The sequence below is a fragment of the Advenella mandrilli genome, from assembly GCF_016595155.1.
In the GTDB taxonomy this organism is placed as follows: domain Bacteria; phylum Pseudomonadota; class Gammaproteobacteria; order Burkholderiales; family Burkholderiaceae_B; genus Advenella; species Advenella mandrilli.
This window is the reverse complement of the sequence record NZ_JAENGP010000025.1, coordinates 1-22,350: the sequence shown is the minus strand read 5'-3', so window position 1 is coordinate 22,350 and position 22,350 is coordinate 1. Positions and strand designations below refer to the sequence as shown.

At 45.6% G+C, this 22,350-nt stretch carries 25 protein-coding genes; 14 read left to right on the top strand and 11 right to left on the bottom strand.

All coding sequences use genetic code 11. The features are described 5' to 3' along the window. Positions 1-164 precede the first annotated feature (164 nt). The gene (locus JHL22_RS15340; RefSeq protein WP_200239396.1) at positions 165-665 is read right to left on the bottom strand and encodes an early set domain-containing protein; all 501 of its coding nucleotides are present in this window, start codon (positions 663-665) and stop codon (positions 165-167) included. A 54-nt stretch (positions 666-719) separates the two neighbouring features. Further along, positions 720-5,738, bottom strand: a complete 5,019-nt coding sequence (locus JHL22_RS15335) for a DEAD/DEAH box helicase (protein ID WP_200239392.1) — start codon at positions 5,736-5,738, stop codon at positions 720-722. A gap of 439 nt (positions 5,739-6,177) precedes the next feature. Between JHL22_RS15335 and JHL22_RS15330 the strand changes: the two genes are divergently transcribed. The 6 genes from JHL22_RS15330 to JHL22_RS15305 all read left to right on the top strand — a co-directional run bounded on the left by JHL22_RS15330 (position 6,178) and on the right by JHL22_RS15305 (position 10,377). Continuing rightward, positions 6,178-6,549: a hypothetical protein gene (locus JHL22_RS15330; RefSeq protein ID WP_200239390.1), complete on the top strand. Its 372-nt coding sequence runs from the start codon at positions 6,178-6,180 to the stop codon at positions 6,547-6,549. 23 nt (positions 6,550-6,572) lie between these two features. Next, entirely contained in the window at positions 6,573-7,532 is a 960-nt protein-coding gene (locus JHL22_RS15325; RefSeq protein ID WP_200239388.1) for a DUF932 domain-containing protein, read from the top strand. A gap of 82 nt (positions 7,533-7,614) precedes the next feature. Further along, positions 7,615-8,616 carry a YqaJ viral recombinase family nuclease gene (locus JHL22_RS15320; RefSeq protein WP_200239386.1) on the top strand — a complete coding sequence of 334 codons (1,002 nt, stop codon included), beginning with the start codon at positions 7,615-7,617 and terminating at the stop codon, positions 8,614-8,616. A 95-nt stretch (positions 8,617-8,711) separates the two neighbouring features. After that, complete coding sequence (gene radC / locus JHL22_RS15315; RefSeq protein ID WP_200239384.1) at positions 8,712-9,212, top strand: RadC family protein; 501 nt, start codon at positions 8,712-8,714, stop codon at positions 9,210-9,212. Between the two features lie 79 nt (positions 9,213-9,291). Next, positions 9,292-10,185, top strand: a complete 894-nt coding sequence (locus tag JHL22_RS15310; RefSeq protein ID WP_200239382.1) for a recombination directionality factor — start codon at positions 9,292-9,294, stop codon at positions 10,183-10,185. Positions 10,186-10,230: 45 nt separating this feature from the next. Continuing rightward, positions 10,231-10,377 carry a hypothetical protein gene (locus JHL22_RS15305; RefSeq protein WP_200239379.1) on the top strand — a complete coding sequence of 49 codons (147 nt, stop codon included), beginning with the start codon at positions 10,231-10,233 and terminating at the stop codon, positions 10,375-10,377. A gap of 45 nt (positions 10,378-10,422) precedes the next feature. Here the strand turns inward: JHL22_RS15305 and JHL22_RS15300 are convergent, their stop codons facing one another. Both JHL22_RS15300 and JHL22_RS15295 read right to left on the bottom strand, forming a co-directional pair. After that, positions 10,423-10,677 carry a helix-turn-helix transcriptional regulator gene (locus tag JHL22_RS15300; protein WP_200239378.1) on the bottom strand — a complete coding sequence of 85 codons (255 nt, stop codon included), beginning with the start codon at positions 10,675-10,677 and terminating at the stop codon, positions 10,423-10,425. Between the two features lie 100 nt (positions 10,678-10,777). Next, the gene (locus JHL22_RS15295; RefSeq protein WP_200239376.1) at positions 10,778-11,365 is read right to left on the bottom strand and encodes an inovirus Gp2 family protein; all 588 of its coding nucleotides are present in this window, start codon (positions 11,363-11,365) and stop codon (positions 10,778-10,780) included. 658 nt (positions 11,366-12,023) lie between these two features. On the opposite strand from JHL22_RS15295, the gene JHL22_RS15290 reads away from it, so the two are divergent. The 3 genes from JHL22_RS15290 to JHL22_RS15280 all read left to right on the top strand — a co-directional run bounded on the left by JHL22_RS15290 (position 12,024) and on the right by JHL22_RS15280 (position 13,915). After that, positions 12,024-12,836, top strand: a complete 813-nt coding sequence (locus JHL22_RS15290) for a ribbon-helix-helix domain-containing protein (RefSeq protein ID WP_200239374.1) — start codon at positions 12,024-12,026, stop codon at positions 12,834-12,836. Positions 12,837-13,234: 398 nt separating this feature from the next. Beyond that, the gene (locus tag JHL22_RS15285) at positions 13,235-13,486 is read left to right on the top strand and encodes an SEL1-like repeat protein (RefSeq protein WP_169295504.1); all 252 of its coding nucleotides are present in this window, start codon (positions 13,235-13,237) and stop codon (positions 13,484-13,486) included. A 45-nt stretch (positions 13,487-13,531) separates the two neighbouring features. Then, positions 13,532-13,915, top strand: a complete 384-nt coding sequence (locus tag JHL22_RS15280) for a VOC family protein (RefSeq protein WP_200239372.1) — start codon at positions 13,532-13,534, stop codon at positions 13,913-13,915. Positions 13,916-13,985: 70 nt separating this feature from the next. Here JHL22_RS15280 and JHL22_RS15275 read toward each other — a convergent pair whose 3' ends face one another. After that, positions 13,986-14,219 (bottom strand): hypothetical protein, encoded by a 234-nt coding sequence (locus tag JHL22_RS15275; protein ID WP_200239370.1) that lies wholly within the window; start codon positions 14,217-14,219, stop codon positions 13,986-13,988. Between the two features lie 187 nt (positions 14,220-14,406). Between JHL22_RS15275 and JHL22_RS15270 the strand changes: the two genes are divergently transcribed. Continuing rightward, positions 14,407-14,745: a hypothetical protein gene (locus JHL22_RS15270; protein ID WP_229793945.1), complete on the top strand. Its 339-nt coding sequence runs from the start codon at positions 14,407-14,409 to the stop codon at positions 14,743-14,745. 9 nt (positions 14,746-14,754) lie between these two features. On the opposite strand, the gene tehB is transcribed toward JHL22_RS15270, so the two are convergent. From tehB to JHL22_RS15255, 3 genes are all read right to left on the bottom strand, one after another. Beyond that, a complete protein-coding gene (gene tehB / locus JHL22_RS15265; RefSeq protein ID WP_200239368.1) occupies positions 14,755-15,345 on the bottom strand; it encodes a tellurite resistance methyltransferase TehB in 591 nt (196 codons plus the stop codon). Between the two features lie 132 nt (positions 15,346-15,477). After that, positions 15,478-15,951 (bottom strand): c-type cytochrome, encoded by a 474-nt coding sequence (locus tag JHL22_RS15260; RefSeq protein WP_200239365.1) that lies wholly within the window; start codon positions 15,949-15,951, stop codon positions 15,478-15,480. 12 nt (positions 15,952-15,963) lie between these two features. Then, the gene (locus JHL22_RS15255) at positions 15,964-16,467 is read right to left on the bottom strand and encodes a cupredoxin domain-containing protein (RefSeq protein ID WP_200239363.1); all 504 of its coding nucleotides are present in this window, start codon (positions 16,465-16,467) and stop codon (positions 15,964-15,966) included. Positions 16,468-16,717: 250 nt separating this feature from the next. Between JHL22_RS15255 and JHL22_RS15250 the strand changes: the two genes are divergently transcribed. Together JHL22_RS15250 and JHL22_RS15245 are read left to right on the top strand one after the other, a co-directional pair. Continuing rightward, positions 16,718-17,416: a heavy metal response regulator transcription factor gene (locus JHL22_RS15250; RefSeq protein WP_200239361.1), complete on the top strand. Its 699-nt coding sequence runs from the start codon at positions 16,718-16,720 to the stop codon at positions 17,414-17,416. Continuing rightward, positions 17,413-18,858 carry a Cu(+)/Ag(+) sensor histidine kinase gene (locus tag JHL22_RS15245; protein ID WP_200239359.1) on the top strand — a complete coding sequence of 482 codons (1,446 nt, stop codon included), beginning with the start codon at positions 17,413-17,415 and terminating at the stop codon, positions 18,856-18,858. Before JHL22_RS15250 ends, JHL22_RS15245 begins: the two co-directional genes overlap by 4 nt. Positions 18,859-18,889: 31 nt before the next feature. Here the strand turns inward: JHL22_RS15245 and JHL22_RS15240 are convergent, their stop codons facing one another. Next, positions 18,890-19,894: a zinc-dependent alcohol dehydrogenase family protein gene (locus JHL22_RS15240; RefSeq protein ID WP_407926783.1), complete on the bottom strand. Its 1,005-nt coding sequence runs from the start codon at positions 19,892-19,894 to the stop codon at positions 18,890-18,892. Positions 19,895-19,958: 64 nt separating this feature from the next. Here JHL22_RS15240 and JHL22_RS15235 point away from each other — a divergent pair, with 64 nt between their 5' ends. Both JHL22_RS15235 and JHL22_RS15230 read left to right on the top strand, forming a co-directional pair. After that, positions 19,959-20,099 carry a hypothetical protein gene (locus JHL22_RS15235; protein WP_200239355.1) on the top strand — a complete coding sequence of 47 codons (141 nt, stop codon included), beginning with the start codon at positions 19,959-19,961 and terminating at the stop codon, positions 20,097-20,099. 39 nt (positions 20,100-20,138) lie between these two features. Continuing rightward, positions 20,139-20,834 carry a MarC family NAAT transporter gene (locus tag JHL22_RS15230; RefSeq protein ID WP_200239353.1) on the top strand — a complete coding sequence of 232 codons (696 nt, stop codon included), beginning with the start codon at positions 20,139-20,141 and terminating at the stop codon, positions 20,832-20,834. Between the two features lie 36 nt (positions 20,835-20,870). On the opposite strand, the gene JHL22_RS16035 is transcribed toward JHL22_RS15230, so the two are convergent. Together JHL22_RS16035 and JHL22_RS15220 are read right to left on the bottom strand one after the other, a co-directional pair. Then, positions 20,871-21,353, bottom strand: coding sequence for a GNAT family N-acetyltransferase (locus tag JHL22_RS16035; protein WP_169295513.1), 483 nt, complete (start codon positions 21,351-21,353; stop codon positions 20,871-20,873). 154 nt (positions 21,354-21,507) lie between these two features. Beyond that, on the bottom strand, positions 21,508-22,350 hold an 843-nt coding region (locus JHL22_RS15220), incomplete at its 5' end, for an IS3 family transposase (RefSeq protein ID WP_200239351.1).

Genomic DNA, 22,350 nt, shown 5'->3' with positions numbered 1-22,350 from the left:
GCATCCTAACAGCCGGATTGATGAATTGTTGCCGCATAACTGGTCGCCTGCTGCGTCCGAATAAAATTAGAATGGCCGCTGACGCGGCCATGTCTATGTGTGTTTACGGAACGCTTACGAAATAGGTAGTTTGGTTTATAAGCTACCTATTGCAAAAATGCACTTTATTTCAGCCGCTCTACACCAACAGACTTATCTACTCCTTCAATTTTCATTTTATACCTTGACCCATCTTTATAAATAATAGCTTTAGGCATAAAAGCATACCTATAGAAGTAAAAATAGTCCGTTTGTTGCCAAATTTGGCCATTTGTTAGCTTTATTAAGGTCTCACCATTCCACCCATTAAATTCACCATCTATTGTCACCTCAAACATCTCTGATGACCTCCGCTGTGAGGTCTTATTTATTAACTTCATGTCCAAAGACTTACCTGCTACAAGGAGCTTTCCTTGAGCTTCACAAACAACAACCTGTGGGTAGTATTCATACAAATACTCATACTCATACAGTACCTCACCAATCTGCCCGTTAGCTAACTTAAAAATTTCCCCATGGTTCCCCATAAAAGGATTAGGTGACTCTATCAAAGACTCATAACAAGCCTGGACTCCAAAAGACATCACTGATAAAACAAAAAAAACCGCATACTTAATTTTTTTCATTACTCTTTCCAACAGAAATATAGGACGTCTTAAAAAGAAACATTAACCTTTGAATTAAATACCCAACTCAGGCAAACCACGTACGACTTTCATCGTCTCCAAGCTGACCGTAATAACCCGTTGTAATAGCTCTAACGGATAACGTGGGTTGCCCATTGTTTCTATTGCCCAGTCGTTGGCATCATTCACAATATCCGAGGCTTTATGCGTGGAGACGCCTTGGCGTTCCATGACCCATGCAATGGCAGACTTACCATTAACCACATAGTCATAGGCCTCTAAGGGAATGTCAGACAGCGTGACCTTTGCGTTATAAATGATCTTACTCAGGTCATTTACGCTCTTACCTGTTTCCTCGTCTTTTTTCTTTGGGTGCTTCATTTTGGTGACGTAAAAGTCCTCATCTGTAGCCCCTACGAAGTCAGTACCGTTATGTTGGAGCTTGCCTGTAAATGTCACAGGGTACTTGTCTACGGTTTCATAGTTCAAGTGCAACTCAGCGAGCTGACGGCCTGCTTGGCTAAAGGCTGTGAAATCCTCATAGGTTTTAACGCGAGGGATGCGAGGTAGTTCTTTGCTTAGGTTGTTCGCAAAGCGGCTGCGGTAATCCTCGCTGTGCAAAATACCATACACGTAGTAGAACAGGTCTTCTTTGCTGATGGTTTGATTGGGGTAGGCTTCTTGGAAGTGCGCTAAGCCTTCATCTGTGATGGCATCGCGACGCTTTAACTCGTACCCCATGCTCTCATTTTCAAACAAGGTTTCTTGAGTACTCTCCTGCTCTTGAGCTTTTTCATCATAGAGATAAAGGGGGAAACACTGACCATTATCCATTGCCTGCAAGTCTGTTACTCTGTCACTGATATTAACTGAAAAACCACTTCTAGCTCCTACCCCTGATACATGGATGACCAAATTCTCAGCCTCAGCATTGGGGAAAATGCGAGGCATTTGAAGTACCATCTCATTCAAATTGCGATTAAAATACATCCATTGCTTAGTAAATGGCCTATACAACGACTTATAAACTGAATCTGTCTCAAACTGAAAGATTGAGCTTTTTGCTAACTCTTGTTTTAACGCTCTAGTCCAACTAATCATGGTGGGATCATTATCTATAAACACATCAACCGCCGCCTGTCTAGACCTCCTATCCAAACCTTGATGCGCCTCATTAAACCGCACTACCTCTGAATTGTAGTTAGTAATCATACGCTGCATATTACTGACCATTTTTTCTTGACTAGAGTTATAAACCCACGCATCACGATTAGTGGCAACCCCTAGCGAAAAATTATCAAATAACCTTAGCTCCGGCTGTCGGCTCTTATCACCCAAGACAACATATTGTTCAAAGCTATCATCTCGCTGACTCAGCCAATCCCCATGCTCATCAGGTGTAATGGTTTTCCACTTTGGAATCCCTTCAAGGCTTCCAATTTTAGCAATCTGCTCTAACTTATTCGTAGAGCTTAAATCAGCACCTATATCGTAATAGTAAATTTTCCCATGACCACTACCAGATGAGTTTTTAACAAGAATTGAAATGGCAATTCCAGCCATACTGCCACTTCCAAATACATTTTGCCCTTCTCCCGCCTTCCCCTTGCTTAGCATGTTTTTACGAATATCACCTCGCAAATTGAAAATGTATAGGCTAGAAAACTCAGCTTGTAAGGATTTTCGCATTCCATCTGCTTGACTGGTTTCTAAATACCGTCCATTGGTCACATAGCCAATCACCCCTTGGTTTCCAATTCGATCCGATGCCCAGCGAATGGCACGTATATAGCTGTCGTACATACCTTTAGAAAGAGCAGCACTGGAACGAGCAACGTATGTGGACTCAATACGCCTATCTAGCTCTGGATAGGCAATATTCGCATTGTTATCATTTGCACTAGCCTGTCCAATCGAATACGGTGGATTACCAATAATGACTCGTATATCTAATGACTTTTGACGCTTTCTACGTTCGCTATTTTCTTCAAGCAGCTGATCCACCAAGTCTTCGGACTCATACATCTGGAAGGTATCGGTTAGACAAATGCCCTCAAACGGTACATATGGCACATCGGTGATGTCGTCCTCATCTTCTTTACCCGTCACATTACCTGACAGAATCCCATGATAAGTGGCTTCGATATTGATGGCGGCAATGTAGTACGCCAACAGCACAATCTCATTGGCGTGGATTTCGTTTTTATACTTGTAGGGTAGTTTGTCGGCTGGGATGATACCGCTTTGAAGTAGGCGTGTGATGAATGTGCCTGTGCCCGTAAAGGGGTCAAGAATGTGAACGTTTTTATCAGCAAGGCTAGAGTTGAACTCTTTGCGCATGACGTCTTCGACACTATGGATAATAAAGTCCACTACTTCCACAGGGGTGTACACAATCCCTAAGCGCTCCGTCATACGGGGAAAGGCTTTACGGAAAAACTTATCGTACAGCTCAACAATAATGCGTTGTTTCCCTTCGGCACTTTCAATACCTTCGGCTCGCATTTGTACAGACTGGTAGAACGACTGGAGCGTATCCGCCTCTTTGTCTATGTGATGCGCCTCTAAGGCCGTGACCACTGCCTGCATGGCCTTGGACATGGGGTTATGTTCGGTAAAGTTGTATCCCTTAAATAAGGAATCAAACACAGGCTTAGTAATGAGGTGCTGAGCTAGCATCTCAATGATTTCATCATCACTAATTGCATTGTTTAGGTCGTCACGTAACTCAGCCGCGAAAGCATTAAAGGAAGCACGTTCAGTTAGGTTGTCTGGGTTTTCAAGAATTCCTTTGATACGACTGATATGGGTATTGGCAATTTTAGCAATGTCCTCCGCCCACTCTTCCCAATGCAAACGATTCCCCACTTTTTCGACTAGCTTGGCATAAATTGCACGCTCAATCTCACCAATCTCAAACTGCAAACTTGCTTGCTGCGGCACCGGATAGCGCCCACTTAATTCACCAAGGTCGTATTGCCCTTTGCCTGTTTTTTTCTTTTTCTGTTGTGGTGTGCTTTTGCTGCGTTGCTGAATTTTGTCCGTAATGGCAATGACTTCCATTTTGCTGCGGTCTTGGCCAATTAGCTCTAGTTTGTTGACCATCGCATCAAAACGGTCATCGTGCGAGCGTAAAGCCTGCAACACCTGCCAAACAACTTTATAAGTTTGGTTGTCGTTCAAGGCTTCATGCGGCTCTACACCTGATGGAATCACCACAGGCAATACTACATAGCCCAGTTTTTTTAGATCATTACCATCCTTATCTTTTACTGTACGCATCACACGCCCGACTGATTGCACTACGTCTACTTGTGAGTTGCGAGGCGTTAAGAATAACACTGCATCTAGTGCAGGCACGTCCACCCCTTCCGATAAACAGCGCACGTTGCTAAGGATACGGCAGGTGTTTTCACGTGTATCTGCTTTTAGCCAGTTCAGTTTTTCTTCTTTTTGACTAGCATTCATACTGCCATCAATGTGATCGGCTTCACATGTAAGTCGAGCAGCCGTTTCTGGCTTTAGGCTCTCAAAAGCCTCTGCCTCTTGGTACGCTTCTACAACCTCTTGGAACATATTGGCAATATTGACGGAAGCCACCTGATGACGGCGTGCTTTAGCACTGGGACGAATGACCTGACAAAAAGCCACCGCTCGCTTCATCGGCTCTAGGTCATACTGTTGTAAGCTTTCTTCTAAGCCTTGCTTGGCCAAAGCCTTCCAACAACCCACTATTTTGGCAGCATCATCCACTTTGAGTTGGTTGTTTTCATCTGATAATAATTTTTGTAAACGGCGACTAACCAACTCCTCTTCGACCGCTAACACAATTACTTTGTAATCGACCAATAAACCACGCTGTACGGCTTCTGAGAAGGTAATGACAAACAGCTCTTTACCATAGTGTTCTTCGCTATCCATGGAATAAACTGCCGCATTACTTTCGGAGGCGGTGATTTTGGCATCTGCGCTATAGATACGAGGGGTAGCTGTCATATATAGACGTTTTTTCGCTCGTAAAAAATCAGCATCATGAACACGTACAAAAGCACTTTCATCTTCATCAGCAAAAGTTGCACCCGTGGTACGGTGCGCCTCATCACAAATCACTAAGTCAAACTCAGCTAAATCAAACTCATGCTGAGCTTCACTGATAGTTGCAATGGAATGGTAGGTGCTAAAGACTACACTCATGTGCTCATTGTCATGGCGCTTAGTCATTTCCTCAGCCAAACGCTGAGCATTGGTTGTGGCTGGATAGCGCAGCTCATGAGTAAAGGTTTGCACCATGTCATCGTCTGTACTGCGCTTTTTACCTACGTCGCTATCTGAGCACACCGCAAAGCTATGCAATGGCACTTCGCTTTCTTGCGTCCACTCCGTCAAGGTTTGTGACAGTAACGACAAGCTAGGCACAAGGAATAAAACACGTCCACCTGCCCCTGCTAACTTCTCAGCAATCTTCAGGCTAGTGAAGGTTTTGCCCGTACCACAAGCCATAATCAACTTGCCTCGATCAGCTGTTGCCAAACCTCGCTCTACTGCTTCTAGTGCATTCTTTTGGTGGGCTCGTAGGGTTTTAAGCGCTTTTAAGACGGGAGCCTTACCTGCTTGATAATGTGCCCAATCAATTTGACTGTTTTCTAGGTCGTAAAAGTCGATTTTACTAACGGGAGGCTGTTGATTCCGTAAGGCATCCTCGGCATGCTCACTCCAGTTGTTAGTGGTACTAATGATGATGCGATGCGTAAAAGGCCGCTGTCCAGAAGCCGTAAAGAAGCTATCAATATCACGACGTTGAATTTTGTAGTCCTCAGCATAGAACTTGCATTGAATAGCATGATATTCCTCCGTGCCATGAGTTTTAGCCACGAGGTCAATACCAGTGTCACGTTTATCAAGGTGCTGTTGCTCAGCCCAGTCTGAATAAGTCCACACATCACTATACAAATCCCGATAGGTGGCTTCATTACGTAAGTAAGCCAGAATTAGCTCTTCAAAATAAGTGCCTTTTTCACGCTCAGTAACAGCGGCCTGACGAAAGGAATCGAGTATTGTTTGTAATGGTGACATGTGGGTTCCGTGACTATTCAGATTTAGCTATTGATTGAATGCAACGGATTATAGCAGTGAGCTGGCATAGCAAAAGTATCCGTCCGGTAAAGCTACCTTTTCAAACATGCTATTAAGCGAGAACATAATTTAAGAGCAATTCAAATTAAATGGATATGGATTGACTATCTAACAGAGACACCTACCGCAGAACCGCCCGGCCACATCCAATTAATGCAGTGTGGCAAACAGGTCAGCCTGAACATGCAGCGGCCCCTGCATGGTCCAGAGTTTCGCTGCGTTTGTGAGGTCTTGCTTTTCAGGCGTTACGTACAGGCATTCGTGTTTTATTCTTATTAAAGAAAAACCATCTCCCAGTTTTTTTCAAGCATATATCCCCTTAATGAAAGCAGGTAGCAATCACCTGCCCTTTATGCTGTTTTTTCATTAAGGAATCCCCATGTCTGAATCATTCGCTATGCCACCTTCCGCTGGCATAAAGCATTCCATTGTCTTGTGCCCACAATGCGGCTCACCCCAAATCCAACTCAAACAAACCGGTAAAAAGCTCGGTGGTGCGATTGGCACGTTTGCCGGCATGCTTGGTGCCTTATCCAGCGCCAGCAAAGGCGCTACCGTGGGTGCTGTCGTGGCACTACGTACGCTTCACCCCGCTAACCCCTTGAACAGTATTACCGCTGCCGTACTGGGCGCTCTGGCTGGCGGTGCAGTCGGTTGCACCACAGGCGCTACCCTTGGCCAGCTTATCGATGAAACGGTGCTCAACAATTACCTGTGCCTTCACTGTGGGCATACCTTTTCCAATTCCTAATTACCTTTCTCAGGAGAATGATCATGGCTCACCATATTGAACAAATGGCCTACATTGGCCAAACACCCTGGCATGGGTTGGGTAACCCGCTATCTGCCAACCAACCGCTTGAAGTCTGGCAGCAGCAAGCCGGTATGGATTGGGAAATCAAAGCCTCTCCGGTGCAATTCACCGATGAGGACAACGACACACCAGGCCTCTTGCTTCCATTTCCTCAGAATAAAGTGCTGTACCGCTCTGACACGTTGGCGCCGTTATCGGTGGTCAGCCAACGCTATCAGGTTGTGCAACCGCGTGAAATTTTGGAGTTTTATCGGGACTTGACCGAGGTGTCCGGTTTTCAGCTTGAAACTGCTGGCGTATTGAAAGGCGGCAAAAAAGTATGGGCACTGGCCCGTACCGGGCTGTCCACCACCTTACAAGCCAACGATACCACCAATGCTTACGTCTTGTTGGCAACCGCTTGTGATGGCTCTTTGGCAACAACGGCACAGTTCACGGCTGTTCGAGTGGTCTGCAATAACACCTTGGCAGTTGCACTGGATGATAACAAGGGTGCGGTCAAAGTGCCGCACAGCACGACATTCAATGCAGAAGCAGTCAAACGACAATTGGGTATTTCGGTTTCTAGCTGGGATACGTTTATGTATCGCATGAAGCAGCTCAGTCAACGACGGGTTAAACAGGCAGAGGCTGAAGCATTTTTCAGGACACTATTAACCAATACACAGTCAGGTTCTTTGGCCAAAACCAATGAGCAGGCCATGACCAAGACCTTACGTCTTTATAACGGACATGGTCGTGGTGCAGAACTAGGAAGTGCTCACGGAACCGCACTGGGCCTGCTTAATGCGGTGACTGAGTTTGTGGATCACGAACGTCGTGCACAGAATACCGATTACCGGCTGGATTCCGCCTGGTTTGGTCAGGGTGCAGCTCTTAAACAAAAAGCGCTGGATGACACATTGTTAATGCTGGCATGAAATCAATTCACTTTTATCACTACGGCATAAGGCCCGGCGATGTCATGTCGTCGGGCTTTATGCTTTTTATGGAGCAAAAATCATGAATAACGCTGTTCAAATACAATCCAAGCCGCTTTCGCCTCGTCCTGCGTTGCGTCTGGTTAAAACGAATAAGCTTTCACGAGATGAATGGCTGGAAGTCCGTAAACACGGTATTGGCAGTTCAGACGCTGCCGCTGCAGTCGGCTTGAACCCCTATAAAAGTCAGCTGGAACTTTGGATGGAAAAAACAGGCAGGGATACCGATCTACCTAAACCCGATCCGCACGATACCAGTGCGCCCGTTTATTGGGGCACCTTGCTTGAACCGATTGTTGCTGCTTCTTATACCCAACAAACCGGTCGCAAGGTCCGAAAGGTCAATGCTGTTTTACAGCATCCTGATAAACCCTGGATGCTGGCCAATATTGATCGCGAGGTTGTGGGCTCCAGCGAGGTGCAGATTCTGGAGTGTAAAACCGCCGGAGAATTTGGTGCACGCCTTTGGAAAGAAGGGGTGCCTGAATACATCCAGCTGCAAGTGCAGCACCAGCTTGCGGTGACGGGGAAACAGGCAGCGGATGTGGCGGTGCTGTTATGTGGTCAACAATTACAGGTTTATCGTATTCAACGGGATGAGCATCTTATTGAAAAGCTGATGACTTTGCAAGCGCATTTTTGGCATTACGTTACGCATGACATTCCACCACCAGCGGATGGCACAAGCTCTGCCGCGAATGCCTTGCAATATCTGTACCCTCAGGACACTGGAAAACAGATTGATTTCAGTCTGGACACTCAAATGTCAGCGATCTTTACGGATTTGAAAGAGGTTCGGTTTCAGCTTGATAAATACAAGCTGATGGAAGAAGAACTTAAGCAACAAATCCAGCAATCCATGGGCGATGCCAGTAAAGCCATTTTTGAAACCGGTTCTGTTTCCTGGAAGCGCAGTAAAGACAGTATTGCCTTGGATACCAAAAAATTACTGGCAGACCACCCTGAACTACTGGAGCGGTACAGCATCACCCGACCAGGTAGCCGCCGCTTTCTAATCAGTTGATGAATGCCTGATCCAGCTCTTGCTATCAAACTATACGTTACTACCCCATTCGTGCCGTCTTTCATGACGGCATTTTTATTTTGAGGAAACAAAACATGCGTTATCACAAACTGAAAGCTGGCGTTGAGCCTGGCACCTATGTCATGGAATCCAGCGTGATGACTGAACAGGACATCTTGACGATGGCCAACCAGTTAGCCAAAAGGCGTTTAAGTAAAGGTCGTCGCTTAAGCAATCCCTTGGAGGTCAAGGCTCATTTAATGACGTTATTTCAACACTGCGAGCATGAAATATTCTCAATTCTGCTGCTGGACAACCAGCATAGGATTATTGGTCTGCATGAATTATTCCACGGCACCATCAACATGGCCGTGGTGCATCCTCGTGAAGTGGTCAAGCTGACGTTAAAACACAATGCAGCAGCCGTCATTCTGATTCATAACCATCCCTCTGGCAATCCTGAGCCCAGTAGCGCCGACATTTCCATTACCAAACAACTCAAGAAAACCCTTGAGTTGGTAACGGTCAACGTGATTGATCACATTATTGTCGGTGCTGAGGAATGCACCTCATTGGCCGAAAAGGGATTGATATAAGCACGAGCGATTGAATCTGGTTTTTATGTGTTTATTTTCCGGCAATGAAGGCATTGCTGACAATTTTTAGGATACTCAAATGATTAAAGGTCTTTCAATTACCCCTCCTGTGCTGGGTCGTATTTCCATTGGTCGTGTGGTAGAACGTAACGGCAAACGATTACCAGACAAAGATGATCAATTCACCATTACCACGCAAATCCAAACCCGCGAAGGATGGATGCTGCACCCCTTGGATGAACACTTACGCAAAAACAGCACCAATGGCAAACTACGCTCCATCCCGATTAGCTTGCTGTTCAACGACCCTGATTTAAACCTTAGAGCGGAATACTCTTTGTTTGATCGGATTACAGGCCGTCCCATGTGTGTGGGTAACGGCGAGACATGCCGTCGCGTCACCACCGCTGGGATGCAAACATTACCGTGTCCTGGCATTGATGGTTGCGAGATGGCCAAGGGAGGCGCCTGCAAGCCCTATGGGCGCTTGAACGTAAAAATTGGCAGTGATGATGAACTCGGTACGTTTATATTTCGCACCACGGGATATAACAGCATCCGAACACTTGCTGCTCGCTTGCATTACTTTAAGGCTATTTCAGGTGATTTGCTGGCTTGCCTGCCTTTGGAACTTCGCATCAGAGGGAAAAGCACAACGCTCTCACGTGGCACGCCCATTTATTACGTGGATTTAACCCTGAGAGAAGGCATGACGCTGGAAGAAGCATTCACCCAGGCTCAGCAAACGCATGTACACCGTCAATCTCTTTCATTCAACCAACAAGCCCTGGATGCTGTTGCACGTGCCAATTTAAGCAATGGCGCATTCGAGGAGGATCCTGATGAAGCCCAGGCCGTTATCGACGAGTTTTATCCGGATGCAGTGGCTAAAAACCAAGACGTTACCCAGAAAGTCTCTTTAAACGATAAATTGGAAAAACTATCCACGAAGGCCACCGCTGTACTGAATTGATTATTTATTACTCATCCAACTTTTAACTTTTCATGGAGGTCAATCTTGATCAAAAACACCTTGGCCGTAATCGGCCTGGCCGTGCTCACCCATAAAGCTTATCAGCATTATTTGAATTATCAGAAGCTCCTGGCTGAAAACAAATGCTTACGACAACGCTGGAAGGAGGCTATGGCAGCAAGGCAGCGTTAAACGTACTCATGGTACATAATTACCTTATGTCCAAATGCCTGCCGCTCAATCCATTCGAGAAGCTTGGATACGCGCCTGTATCCAAGCCTCAACCTCACTTTTCAACCATCGTGAACTGCGTCCAAATTTGATTGGCTTAGGGAACTGACCATCTTGAATCAGTTTATAGAACCATTTGTCACTTAATCCTGTTAAACGGGCAATAAATGCAATATCCACAAATTGATCGTCAAGCAGTGGTAAAGGATGAGGATTACATGAAATGTTGGAAAATTGGTTTGCTATAGATGGTGCAGACATGTTGTTCTCCTGTCTTGTTGAAAGGCAGAAGCGATGTCAAGCACCCATTGCTTGACCCGTCTTCTATAGCATTCACCAACTGAATAAAAAAAATACTTACCTATCGACTACAACCAAACGATCGCTCTCCAACACCATAGTGTTTCGTTGCCTCCTTGGCCAAATAATTGGCTCTTTCCCAAAACCGATAAAGTTGCTGCGGGTAATCCTGGTGGTTAACATCAATGTAAATGGTTCCATTCTTTGGAAAATGAACAAGCTGCTGATATTCTGGGAAAGATAAATTTAATGCACTGCACCACGCCTGCCTTATCATGGCTGATAAGTTTCCAGCCTCTAGGGAAAAATCACCTAAAGAGTGATAGATATCCTTATTCAGGAACAAAAGCACATGGAAATGCTTTTTGCCATTGATAGGACCAATCTCACGAACCCATGCATACCTTAACTGACAAAATAATTTTTTTTGCCAACATTGCTCTTTACAAGCCAAATCATGATTTATTTTTGATTTTAATGACTCAAAAAATCTGGTTATGGGTGATATGGAGGTTGTCTCATATTTCTCAGGCAATCTAAGATCTACACGTACAACCATTGTTCGTGGATGGACTGACAACGAATTGTCAAGTGTTGTTTTAATTCTGCTTTGGTATTTGGGATTGTAGGTAAATTTATTACTCGTCATTGTTAACTCCGTATGTTGAAGACTCATACGGAGTTATGTGATAGATATTTTTTCACTTTTGAGTAATAGGTAGTTTTTAATAATTCAGTAACATTCCATCAGCTCTTGGCTGATTCAATTATTTTTATTCTCTTCCTTATTCTTATACTACTAAACCGACATTTCATCCCTAGTGAAAGGCTAGGCTACCCTAAGGATGCTGTCATTCAAAGGCGTAGGAATCCTGAGTTTATGATCGCCACTCTAACTCTGATGTTAGTGCCAACACATTCAAGAAACCACTTCAAAATATTGGATAACTATAAATACTCGGTGAATACAACGAATGGGCCATACCAAGAAGATTCGATCCACGATCGATAAATTACCTGTTATCTATCAATTAGGATCATAACTTTACCCTTTCCTTGACTACTGATACACTGTAGCACTATTCAACGCAGTATAAAATAAATGATTTTTAATGGTTATTTACCTATGAAAATACCATAATATAATGGAATAGTTCCTATATAGTTCTAGTATAGTTTAAATTTAGTTAATGTATATTTCATGTTTATTTATAGAATAGTTCTAAGATAGTTCATGTATATTTTTTTTGGTATGAAACTCATGGCAGTCATCTTTTATTGAAGATCCATTTAAGGATATTAAGGATATGGAAATGCGTTATAACGACCAATTGGCAAAATTATTGCCTGATTGGCATATAGGTCCTAGAACTGAGCTTTTTTTATGGTTACTTTTAAAAAAATCTAACTATTATGACGTTGTCTTTGATTTTGAAATTCATGATATTAGAAATAGGTTGGCTGAATACATTGAAAGCCATGGACTTGTTAATGCTATTTTGCTGTATTCAAAAAACTTCTTGCCCGAGGAGGATTTTAACTGGATCGAAAAAAATGGCTATCAACCAAACTGGTTATTGAGAAATGTCAAAAATAGGATTTGGGCGTTTTTGCCAACTTTAGACTACTTAACTCCAAAGGAAAAAATAATCGGATTGTTTGATCTTTGGAATGAAAATATGATCACTAAACGATCATCTCTGAATGTATTGAAGGAAGAGTGGGCTCAACAAGAACGTATTATTAATGATTTCTCTTGGTACACAAGCACAGGAAAAGAAAAACAAAAATGCCAAGTAGCGTGGGAATGGTATATACAAAATAATAGTTTTTTTCTTAATAAACCCCTTCAATTTTCAAAACTGGAGGATATTTTGGATTTTCTTGATGGTACTAATTTCACTCACACAGAAAAACTCTACCATCTTGAACAAATCAAGAAAAAATTCAAAGCGCTACAAACAAAAGCAAATCGCCAAGGAAAAAAACAAACCAATATTTCACTATCCGAAGAAAGTCGACAACAACTAGAAGAATTGGCTACGCAAGGAGGGCGAACCAAAACTGAGGTCATTGAAATACTGATTAGAAAGGCACACGAAAATGGAATGCCAATCTAGAACAAATTTAAATGATGGTATATTTGTTGGTACAAATTAATATTGAAAATAAAATTCATTATTAATCAATAAGATGCACCAATGTTCGATTCCGGCCCCGGCACCACAAGATAATCAATGGACGTCAACAGACGTCTATTTTTTTGCCTAAAACCCTTTATTCATGCGGCTCTCAGGGCATTTTCAGTCTACTGAAGTCAACAAGCCAAAACGTATTTCAAAATAGCCACAATCTAAGTTTGTGTAAATTTAGATCGTTCCATGATTTCCTTCATCAAAGATAATAATGGCAGAAATCTCTGGTTTTGGCTTGTTCTGTCATTGATCTAAATATCGGGAAACCTAAAATAATAGTTAGAATTCAAGCGTCATTATTCAAAAAATAAAAGTCATTTAATATGATACGCAAATTCATTATGGTTCTAATGCTCAGTTTAGGTGCCACACTGGGAAATAACCTTGCCGTGCAAACAGATCAAGCCATTATTCAGAAGGCTGAACAAGGTGATGCGGTCGCCCAGTTCAATCTGAGCGTCATGTACGAAAATGACCAAGGAGTTCGGCAAAATTATGTCCAAAACACTGCTGACTTCTTCTCACCTGCTTTTTTTGGACTGCAGCCCGTTTCTCCTCTGCCTCTTTCACGTTAGAATATGCTTTGGCTACCCCTTACTCGTCCTTACAACGGAGCACATATGATGCACCATCTAGATCATTTGGTCTTAACCACAAGCCAGAAAGAAAAATGTATTGATTTTTATACCAGAGTACTGGGCATGAAACTTGAAACCTTTGGTCAGGGACGAATAGCGTTCAAGTTTGGGGAACAAAAGATCAATCTTCACATAAAGGGCCAGGAATTTGAGCCTAAAGCGCATCTTCCTGTCCCGGGCGCACTGGACTTGTGCTTTATTTCGAGTATCCCCCTGGCAGAGGTCATTACCCATATCCAGGGCTGTGACTGGGAAATAGAAGAAGGTCCGGTCAGGCGAACCGGCGCCAACCACCCCATCATGTCAATTTACTTGCGCGATCCAGACCTTAATCTAATTGAAATTTCTGAGCAAGTTAAAGAATAGCGAACGTTGCGCAATATAGTCGCGTCGCAAGGAGTGCCGGTTCGATTCCGACCCTTGGCACAAACCGTTATTAACGATAACGCCAGGGGCGGGATGTAATTTCCCTGTCGATTTTCTGCAATCTACCCAAATGATTGACATGATTAATACCCAAAACTTCACGAACCAAGGCCATCAATTCGGGCAAATGCTCAAAATGCACCTTATTAATAAGCGCTTCAAGTTTTGACTTAACCGACTCCAGATACTCTTTAAAATTGAATCCCGATTTTTTGACTTCAGGCAAAATACGCACATAGGCCATGATATCTCCTCCTTGAACCTATTATTTTTTGAACAGCATCCCCAACAACGCAAAATTCAGTGCAAGTCAATAGTATAACTTAACTTTCCTTGCGTTAAATCAAATAATATTTGTCGGAAATTTGCCAATCCCCTACAATCCAAATTGCGTTACTTTTATTTTCAAAACAACCCAAAAGGAAACAAAATTGAAAGCATGGCATTTATTGGTAGCAGCTGCAGTAGCGTATGTCCCAACAACCGCTTTGGCAGCGAAGGTGGAATTCGTCAACAAGTCCTCTTGGGAAATCCACGAGATCTATTTTTCTCCGGCAAGTCAAAAAGACTGGGGTGAAGACTATCTGGGTGATGAAGTACTGGAAAAAGGAGATTCCCTGACCTTGTCTGATGTTAGCGAAGGCGACTGGGATGTTTTGGTGGTGGATGAGGACGGAGACAAATGCGAAATTACGGACGTGACCATCGACAGCTCCGATCGCTGGGTTATTACTGACAAGGATTTACTGGCCTGTCAGGCAAATAGTTAAACCTTCCGATCAAGCAGGCTTTTTCGCCAGCATGGTAACAAATTTCAATTGGATCGGATTACCTTGGGCATCACGGGCATGCATGGCACCAACCTCTTCCTGGTATGTCAGCAACTCCCAGCCTTGGTAATACTCACGCAGCTCATTTTCTTTGAAGGTAAATGAGAATGGCATATGGCAGGGGTGGTCTGCCGTATGCATGGCTGACACAATCAGGTTATAGCCACCAGGATTGGTTTGCGCTTGCATATTGGCAATAATTTCAGGTACACGATTGGCCTGTAAAAACATAAAGACTACGGTTGCCACCATGAAATCATAGTTTTCATCAATCGCTGCTTCATTCATGTCATAGACCTGGGTGCGTATTTTCAAACCCTCTTCTTGTGCAATGGCCTCTACCGTACCCATACCGCCAGGGTTATAATCACTGGCTGTTACGTCAAAACCTTTTAAACTCAGGTAAAGGGCGTTACGACCCTGACCACACCCCAGGTCCAGGGCCTTGCATGGCGCTACCGTCTGTATGGCATCCACAACAGCCGAGTGGGTTTTGGTCATGCCGTATTTTTCATGAAAGTATTCTGCCTGAGAGCTCATGGTCTTCCTTTTTCCAAGACTTGTACTGAAATTAATTGCTTCCTATCATAGACCTGGCTTGCACTAGCGACAAGAATGTCATTATTGTGAATAGGTTTTACGGTGGAAACTATTACCCTGCTACCCTACAAGCTATTGTTGTTGCTGCAAGGTTATTTCTTTTTGCACCTTCAGCACTTTTGCCGGCCAGCTGCTTTTAATGTATGCCAGCACCGCCACAATTTCCTCATCCGTCAACATGTCACGGTAGGCGGGCATGTCACTTTGATAGCCAGGTGGTGCCGTTTTCCCTGGCACCAGGCCATTTTTAACCATGTCAAACAGCAGGGCATCGGGGTGATGCCATGTATGGCCGCTCTGGTCATGCGGAGGTGCTGGCAGGCGCCCATTAAGCATGCGTTCGCGCCAGTTCGGCTGCCCCTGCAAGGAAACGCCATGGCACGATGCGCACAGGTTTTCGTAAATTGGCTTACCTTGCATGACCAGCGTCTGATTAGCGGGATCAATGAATGCAGGGCCTGGGGTACGCCCTTGAACATATAGAAGCGTCCCGGCCACCATCACGGCAAAACCGGCAACCATAAAAAGCAATTTTGTTTTTGTCATGTTTTTCCTGCTTTAGTTAACCAGCATCTTACCCACCATTCCTCCTTCCATATGGCCAGGAATGGTACAGGCAAAATCAACCGTACCAGACTGGTCAAATTTCCAGACCAAGCTTCCACTTTGGCCAGCTTCAAGCGTAATGGCATTCGGTTCATCGTGCATCATAGATGGATTATGTCTCATTTCAACAGCATGTGCTTTCAAGTCCTCCAAAGAACCAATCACCATTTCATGCGGCAGTTTTCCTGCATTTTTAACAATAAAACGAACCGTTTCCCCGGCATTAACACTTATTTCACCAGGCGTGAAGCGCATGGTGTCCAGCATATCAATTTCGATGGTACGCGTAACCTGGGCTGGGTCTCCCGGCTGACCAACGGGAGCCGATACATGAGCATGCCCAGACATGTCATGACCATGGCCTGATGCACCATGATGACCGCCGGCATGGTTACCTGAAGCCAGAGCAAGGACAGGCAATGCGCTTAAAATTAAAACGGAAAGGTTTTTTTTCATGATAAATATTCGCTTTAAACTCATTCAAACAAAGAGGCATTTAATGCCATTCGATATAAGAATTTTAGTCACGCATAGCTGTCGCACGGGTGACAGCCTCATTACATTCCTGTCATCATACAGATTACAATACTGTAATGCTTAGGTCATTTTCCAGTCAGTGTCGTGTGGGTAAACTCACTTCAGACATAAATCCGCCCGCATTGCAGACGATTGAGGCAACCTGCATGCGTATTACAGGAGCAAACCCATGAAACTGCTTGTTGTGGAAGACGAGGTTAAAACAGGCGACTACCTGCGCCAGGGTCTTGCCGAAGCCGGTTTTATCGTAGACCTGGCGCGCACTGGCCTGGACGGACACCATTTGGCGTTAACCGGTTCCTATGACCTGATTATTCTTGATGTCATGCTACCCGATGTTAACGGGTGGCGCATTATCCGTGCACTGCGGGATGCAAAGCCATCTACACCGGTCCTGTTTCTGACCGCTCGCGACAGTATTGAAGACAGGGTAAAAGGCCTGGAGCTTGGCGCTGATGATTACCTTGTCAAACCCTTTGCCTTTGCCGAGTTTCTGGCGCGCGTACGTACATTATTGCGCCGCGGTGCCGCACCCGCACAGAATGATCAATTGCAAGTGGCCAACCTGACGCTTGACCTTCCCCGCCGGCGTGCCCAGCGCGATAATCAACGCATTAACCTGACCAATAAAGAGTTTGCCCTGCTGGAACTGCTGGTAAGGCGCCAGGGTGAAGTACTGCCGCGGTCGCTCATCGCCTCTCAGGTTTGGGATATGAATTTTGATAGTGACACCAATGTTATTGATGTCGCCATCCGGCGCCTGCGTGCAAAAATTGACGACAACTACGAGCCCAAGCTGATTCACACCGTACGAGGCATGGGTTACATGCTGGATGTGGACGAGGCTGATCCTATACCTGAGCAATGAAGCGACGTCCCACCTCTCTGGCAGTCCGCCTTACCGTTTCTATTGGTGCGGTAATAACACTGGTCCTGCTCTCATTCGGCTGGATGATGGAACGCTCAATCAACCACCATTTCATCCAGCAGGATATAGACGAACTGAACGCGGTGCGGCAGGCGCTGGAACACACATTGGCTCTATTGCCCAACGATAATCATCCGGAAGCAATACAGGCAACATTTGCCAACGTCATTGTGGGCCACTACAACGCGCAATACCGCATATCCACCTCAACCGGCGCTGTCCTCTATGCAACCTCCGGATCAGATCTGGAAAAATTTGCAAAAACCACGCCACCCGTCATGCAGATCAACAGTGATACCGTTTCAATATGGAAAGATAATGGCAGGACCCTCAGGGGCGTGGTGCTACAAATCACCCCTAACAACCCTGTCATCACAAACGACTTTACCCTTGCTATCGCAACCGAAATAGATTTCCACCTGCACTATCTTGAGAGCTTCCAGCATTATCTGAGAATTATCACCGTAATTGCCTGCCTGATCGCGATTTTGGCAACCTGGCTGGTGGTGTATCAAGGCCATGCCCCCATACGGCGTATTAGCCGTGAGATAGAAAAAATCAACTCGGAACAGCTGCATATCCGCCTGAATGCAGAAGCCGTTCCTGCAGAACTGACCGAACTGGCTAAGTCATTCAATAAAATGCTTGACCGGCTTGAGGGGGTATTTAAACGGCTGTCGGATTTTTCCGGAGACATTGCGCATGAGCTTCGCACCCCCATTACAAACCTCAGAACGCAAACAGAGGTAGCCCTTTCCCAGGCAAGAAGCAGCGGGCAATACCAGGAAATCCTGTATTCCAACCTTGAAGAATATAACCGGATGGCAAGGATGATAAGCGACATGCTGTTTCTGGCCCAGGCCGATAACAAACTGCTGAAGCCAGAACTTGTTAGCATTGATCTTCAAGCCGAAGTTCAGACCTTGTTCGACTATTTTGAAGTCTTGGCCGAAGAGCGCGGGGTAAACCTTGAACTGGCCGGGGAACATGCCAATGTAACGGGAGACCGGCTGATGCTTCGCCGTGCATTAAGTAACCTGCTATCCAACGCCATCCGTTACACGCCTCAGGGAAAAACCATTACAGTCAGGCTGATAAGAAATACCGCTACAGATACGTTAAAAATTTGCGTACAAAACCCTGGCGCGGTCATTCTGGCAAAGCATTTGCCATACCTTTTTGAACGGTTTTATCGTCCGGATTCCTCGCGCCAACGCACTGGAGAGGGTGCCGGTTTAGGGCTGGCTATTACCAAATCCATTATTGAAGCGCACGGGGGCAGTATTGCGGTTAGCTCAAACGAAGAAATGACGTCATTTGAAATATCGCTTCCAATCAACGCAGCGCCTGTTGCTGCCCAATCAAATGGCACTAAGAGTTAAAATAATTGAATCAAAAGCAATTCTATTACCGCTAGATATCCAGCACGATTTTGCCAAAATGCTGCCCACTGGCCTGATACTGAAAAGCCGCGACAATATCATCAAGCGCAAAATGACGGCTGATAATCGGTTTCAGTCCGGTCACCTCTATAGCGCGTACGAAATCCTGCTGATGGCTGCGGCTACCTACCAAGATTGCCTGCATGCGCACCTGTCGGGATAGCGCCTGCGCAAGCGGCAACTGGCCGGTAATCCCGCTAAGCACACCAATAACCGCAATATGGCCACTGACACGACTGGCCGCAATGGACTGTGCCAGTGTTTCCGGACCACCAACCTCAATAATGTGATCTACGCCACGCCCACCAGTGAGACGAAGAACAGAGCTGCCCCACTCGGGGTCTTCACGATAATTAATCACCGTATCAGCCCCCAGGGCTTTCAGTTTATCCAGCTTTTCCGGGCTGGATGAGGTGGCAATGACGTTTGCACCGGCAAACTTGGCCAGTTGCAGCGCGAAGATAGAAACGCCGCCGGTGCCCTGCACCAGAACGGTTTCACCCGGCTTGAGTGAACCACTTACAAACAAGGCCCGCCAGGCCGTCAGGCCAGCCGTTGTTAATGTTGCAGCTTCCGCATGACTGTAACCACGCGGCGCATGGGTGAAGGCGGTTATTGGCAACGTTACCTGCTCACGGGCAAAACCATCGATACCGTCACCGGGTGTGCGTCCAAACCCGGCACGTTGTGGATTGCCCTCCTGCCAATCGGGAAAAAAGGTACTGACAACATGATCGCCAACCGCGAACTCTTCAACGCCGTCACCAACCGCAATAACCTCACCCGCTCCATCAGACATAGGGATTCGTTGTTCATTGGGTGGTGTTGCACCGCTGACAACGCACAAATCGTGATAATTCAACGAACTGGCAAAAATGCGTACGGTGATTTCACCTGGTTTTGGCTCGCGGGATTCACTCGTTCCAACAACAACGTTGTCAAAACCGCCACCGGCCTGAACATAAACCGTCTTGATATTCATGCTTTCTCCAAATTCAGTGGTTGTATCTTACTTCTAACTGTCAATAGGTGGGCGATATATGCACAGCCCCTCACCAAAGGCGCGCAATAAACTGTTAATGGCTACCTGGATGCTGGCCGCCTGGGTTGTTATTACCTTGTACCGCTGGCGTGGCGGCCTCAGCTTATTACTGAATCCGTCAATAGAACCAGGCATATAGTAATATATGATTGGTTCATTTTAAGAAAAGGATTCATTAATGGATGATCTTATCCAGCTTGCCCATCTGGTGGGCGTTGGGTTAGTCCTCATGCTGCCCTTGGCCAACCCGCTTATCTCTATGACGTTACTGCTCTCGCTAGGCAGCAACATTCCTTACCGGGAACGCCAGAAACAAATCACTCAATCAGCCTTTTATGTTTTTGGGATTATGCTGGTTGCCTATTTTGGCGGCACCTGGATCATGCAATCCTTTGGTATTTCAATTCCCGGCCTGCGCATTGCCGGAGGACTCATTGTTGGCGGAATCGGCTTTCAAATGTTGTCGCCCTCTTCTCACATGGATGACATGCCCGAAGCGGACACCGTGAATGCACAAATTGCCAGTAAAAAATCAACCAACATCGCCTTTGTTCCTCTGGCCATGCCTGGCACGGCAGGACCAGGAACCATTGCAATGATCATTAGTACAACGGCAAGTATCCCGTCTTCCATTACAAGTGTCTATTCCTCATGGTTCCTGCACACGGCAGCCCTGCTTGTCTTTCTTTCGCTCAGCCTGTTATTCTGGGTGGCCTTGCGCTTTGCTGGCCGCGTTGTTGCGGTCATCGGTCAAAGTGGCGTAGAAGCCATTTCCCGCATCATGGGCTTTTTACTGGTGTGCATGGGCGTTCAATTCATTATTAACGGCGTGCTGGAAATTGCGACCGAATTTATGGCTACGCAGGCTGTTTAAAGCGTACAGGCAGTCAAAAAACATATTCATTCCAGTCTACAGTTTTTTCAGCATCCAAACATCGCACCCGCTGTGAACAACACCTTCCAGTGGGCGATCAAGATGCTGAAACCCGAATTTTTCATATAGGGATATTGCAGACGTCATGCCAGACAAAGTATCAAGGTAGCATTCCTTGTATCCCTTTTGGCTTGCATAAGCCAAACACCTGGCAACCAACTCCTTCCCAATTCCCAGGCCCCGAACCTCTTTTAAAAGAAAGAGCTTTCGCAGTTCGCACGTCTGATTGCTGCCACTGAAAGGGGCAACACCACAGCCACCCACAATGCTTCCGTCCATACTCGCCACCAAGTACAGGCTGCCATTTTGGTCGCCATAATGCGCACTCATTTCAACCACTTCCGCATCGGAGGGACCATACCCTTCACCGATGGCACCAAACTCTTCGCCAACCTTTTTTATTATGTTGCAAATATCGTGGTCGTGCCCTGCCTGGATTTCTAAAATTTCAACTGCCACCCACTTCCCTCCTTTTATATCTGGCAAATTTGACCTGCTTCCAACCGCTCCCCGTTCCCACGCTGGAGCATGGGAACTAGCCTAATTTGACTTACTTCTACCGCTGCTTGTTCCCACGCAGTGAACTGACCCCCTAAAGTTGGACAGTTAAAAACTAAGCAGCTTCTAAAACCTGAGTTCCGTATTGTACCGGACTCAGACCATTTAAGTTAAGCTTGATACGCTTGTGATTATAGTAGTGAATGTATTCCTCAATCCCAGCCTCCAGCTGTTCGATATTATCGAAGCGCTCCAGATGGAAGAACTCGGACTTCAGCGTACCGAAGAAGCTTTCCATTGCTGCATTGTCCAGGCAGTTTCCTTTCCTGGACATGCTTTGCACGATACCACGATCCGCCAGCATTTTACGATAACGGGCATGTTGATAGTGCCAGCCTTGATCGGAATGCAGGATCGGCTTTTCTGATGGTTTAAGCCGGGCCAAGGCTTTTTCCAGCATGTCGGTCACCAACGGCAAGACCGGGCGCCGTGTCATCTGCCAGACCACAATTTCACGATTGGACAAGTCCATGATGGTCGAGAGGTACAGCTTTTGGCTGTTTTTGATTTTGAATTCAGTCACATCAGTTACCCATTTTTGATTCGGTTTATCGGCATCGAACTTGCGCTGGAGCACATTCGGTGCAATCTCTCCGGTGATTCCTTTATAAGATTGATATCTCTTGATGCGCACCAACGACGTCAAACCGAGCTCCTGCATCAGGCGCTGCACGGTTTTATGGTTGATCAACACCTTCTTCCTGGCGTTACGTAACGCTTGCGTGATACGCCGATAGCCATAGCGGCCCTTGTGCCACCTATAAAGACAACGAATCTTCCTTTTAGTGGCCGCGTATTTGTCCCCTACCGTCTGCGCCTTGAGATGGTAGTAGAGCGTACTGCGCGACAGGCCTGTTATCTGTAATAGCAGGTGTAGCGAATGATCTGGCCTTAACCC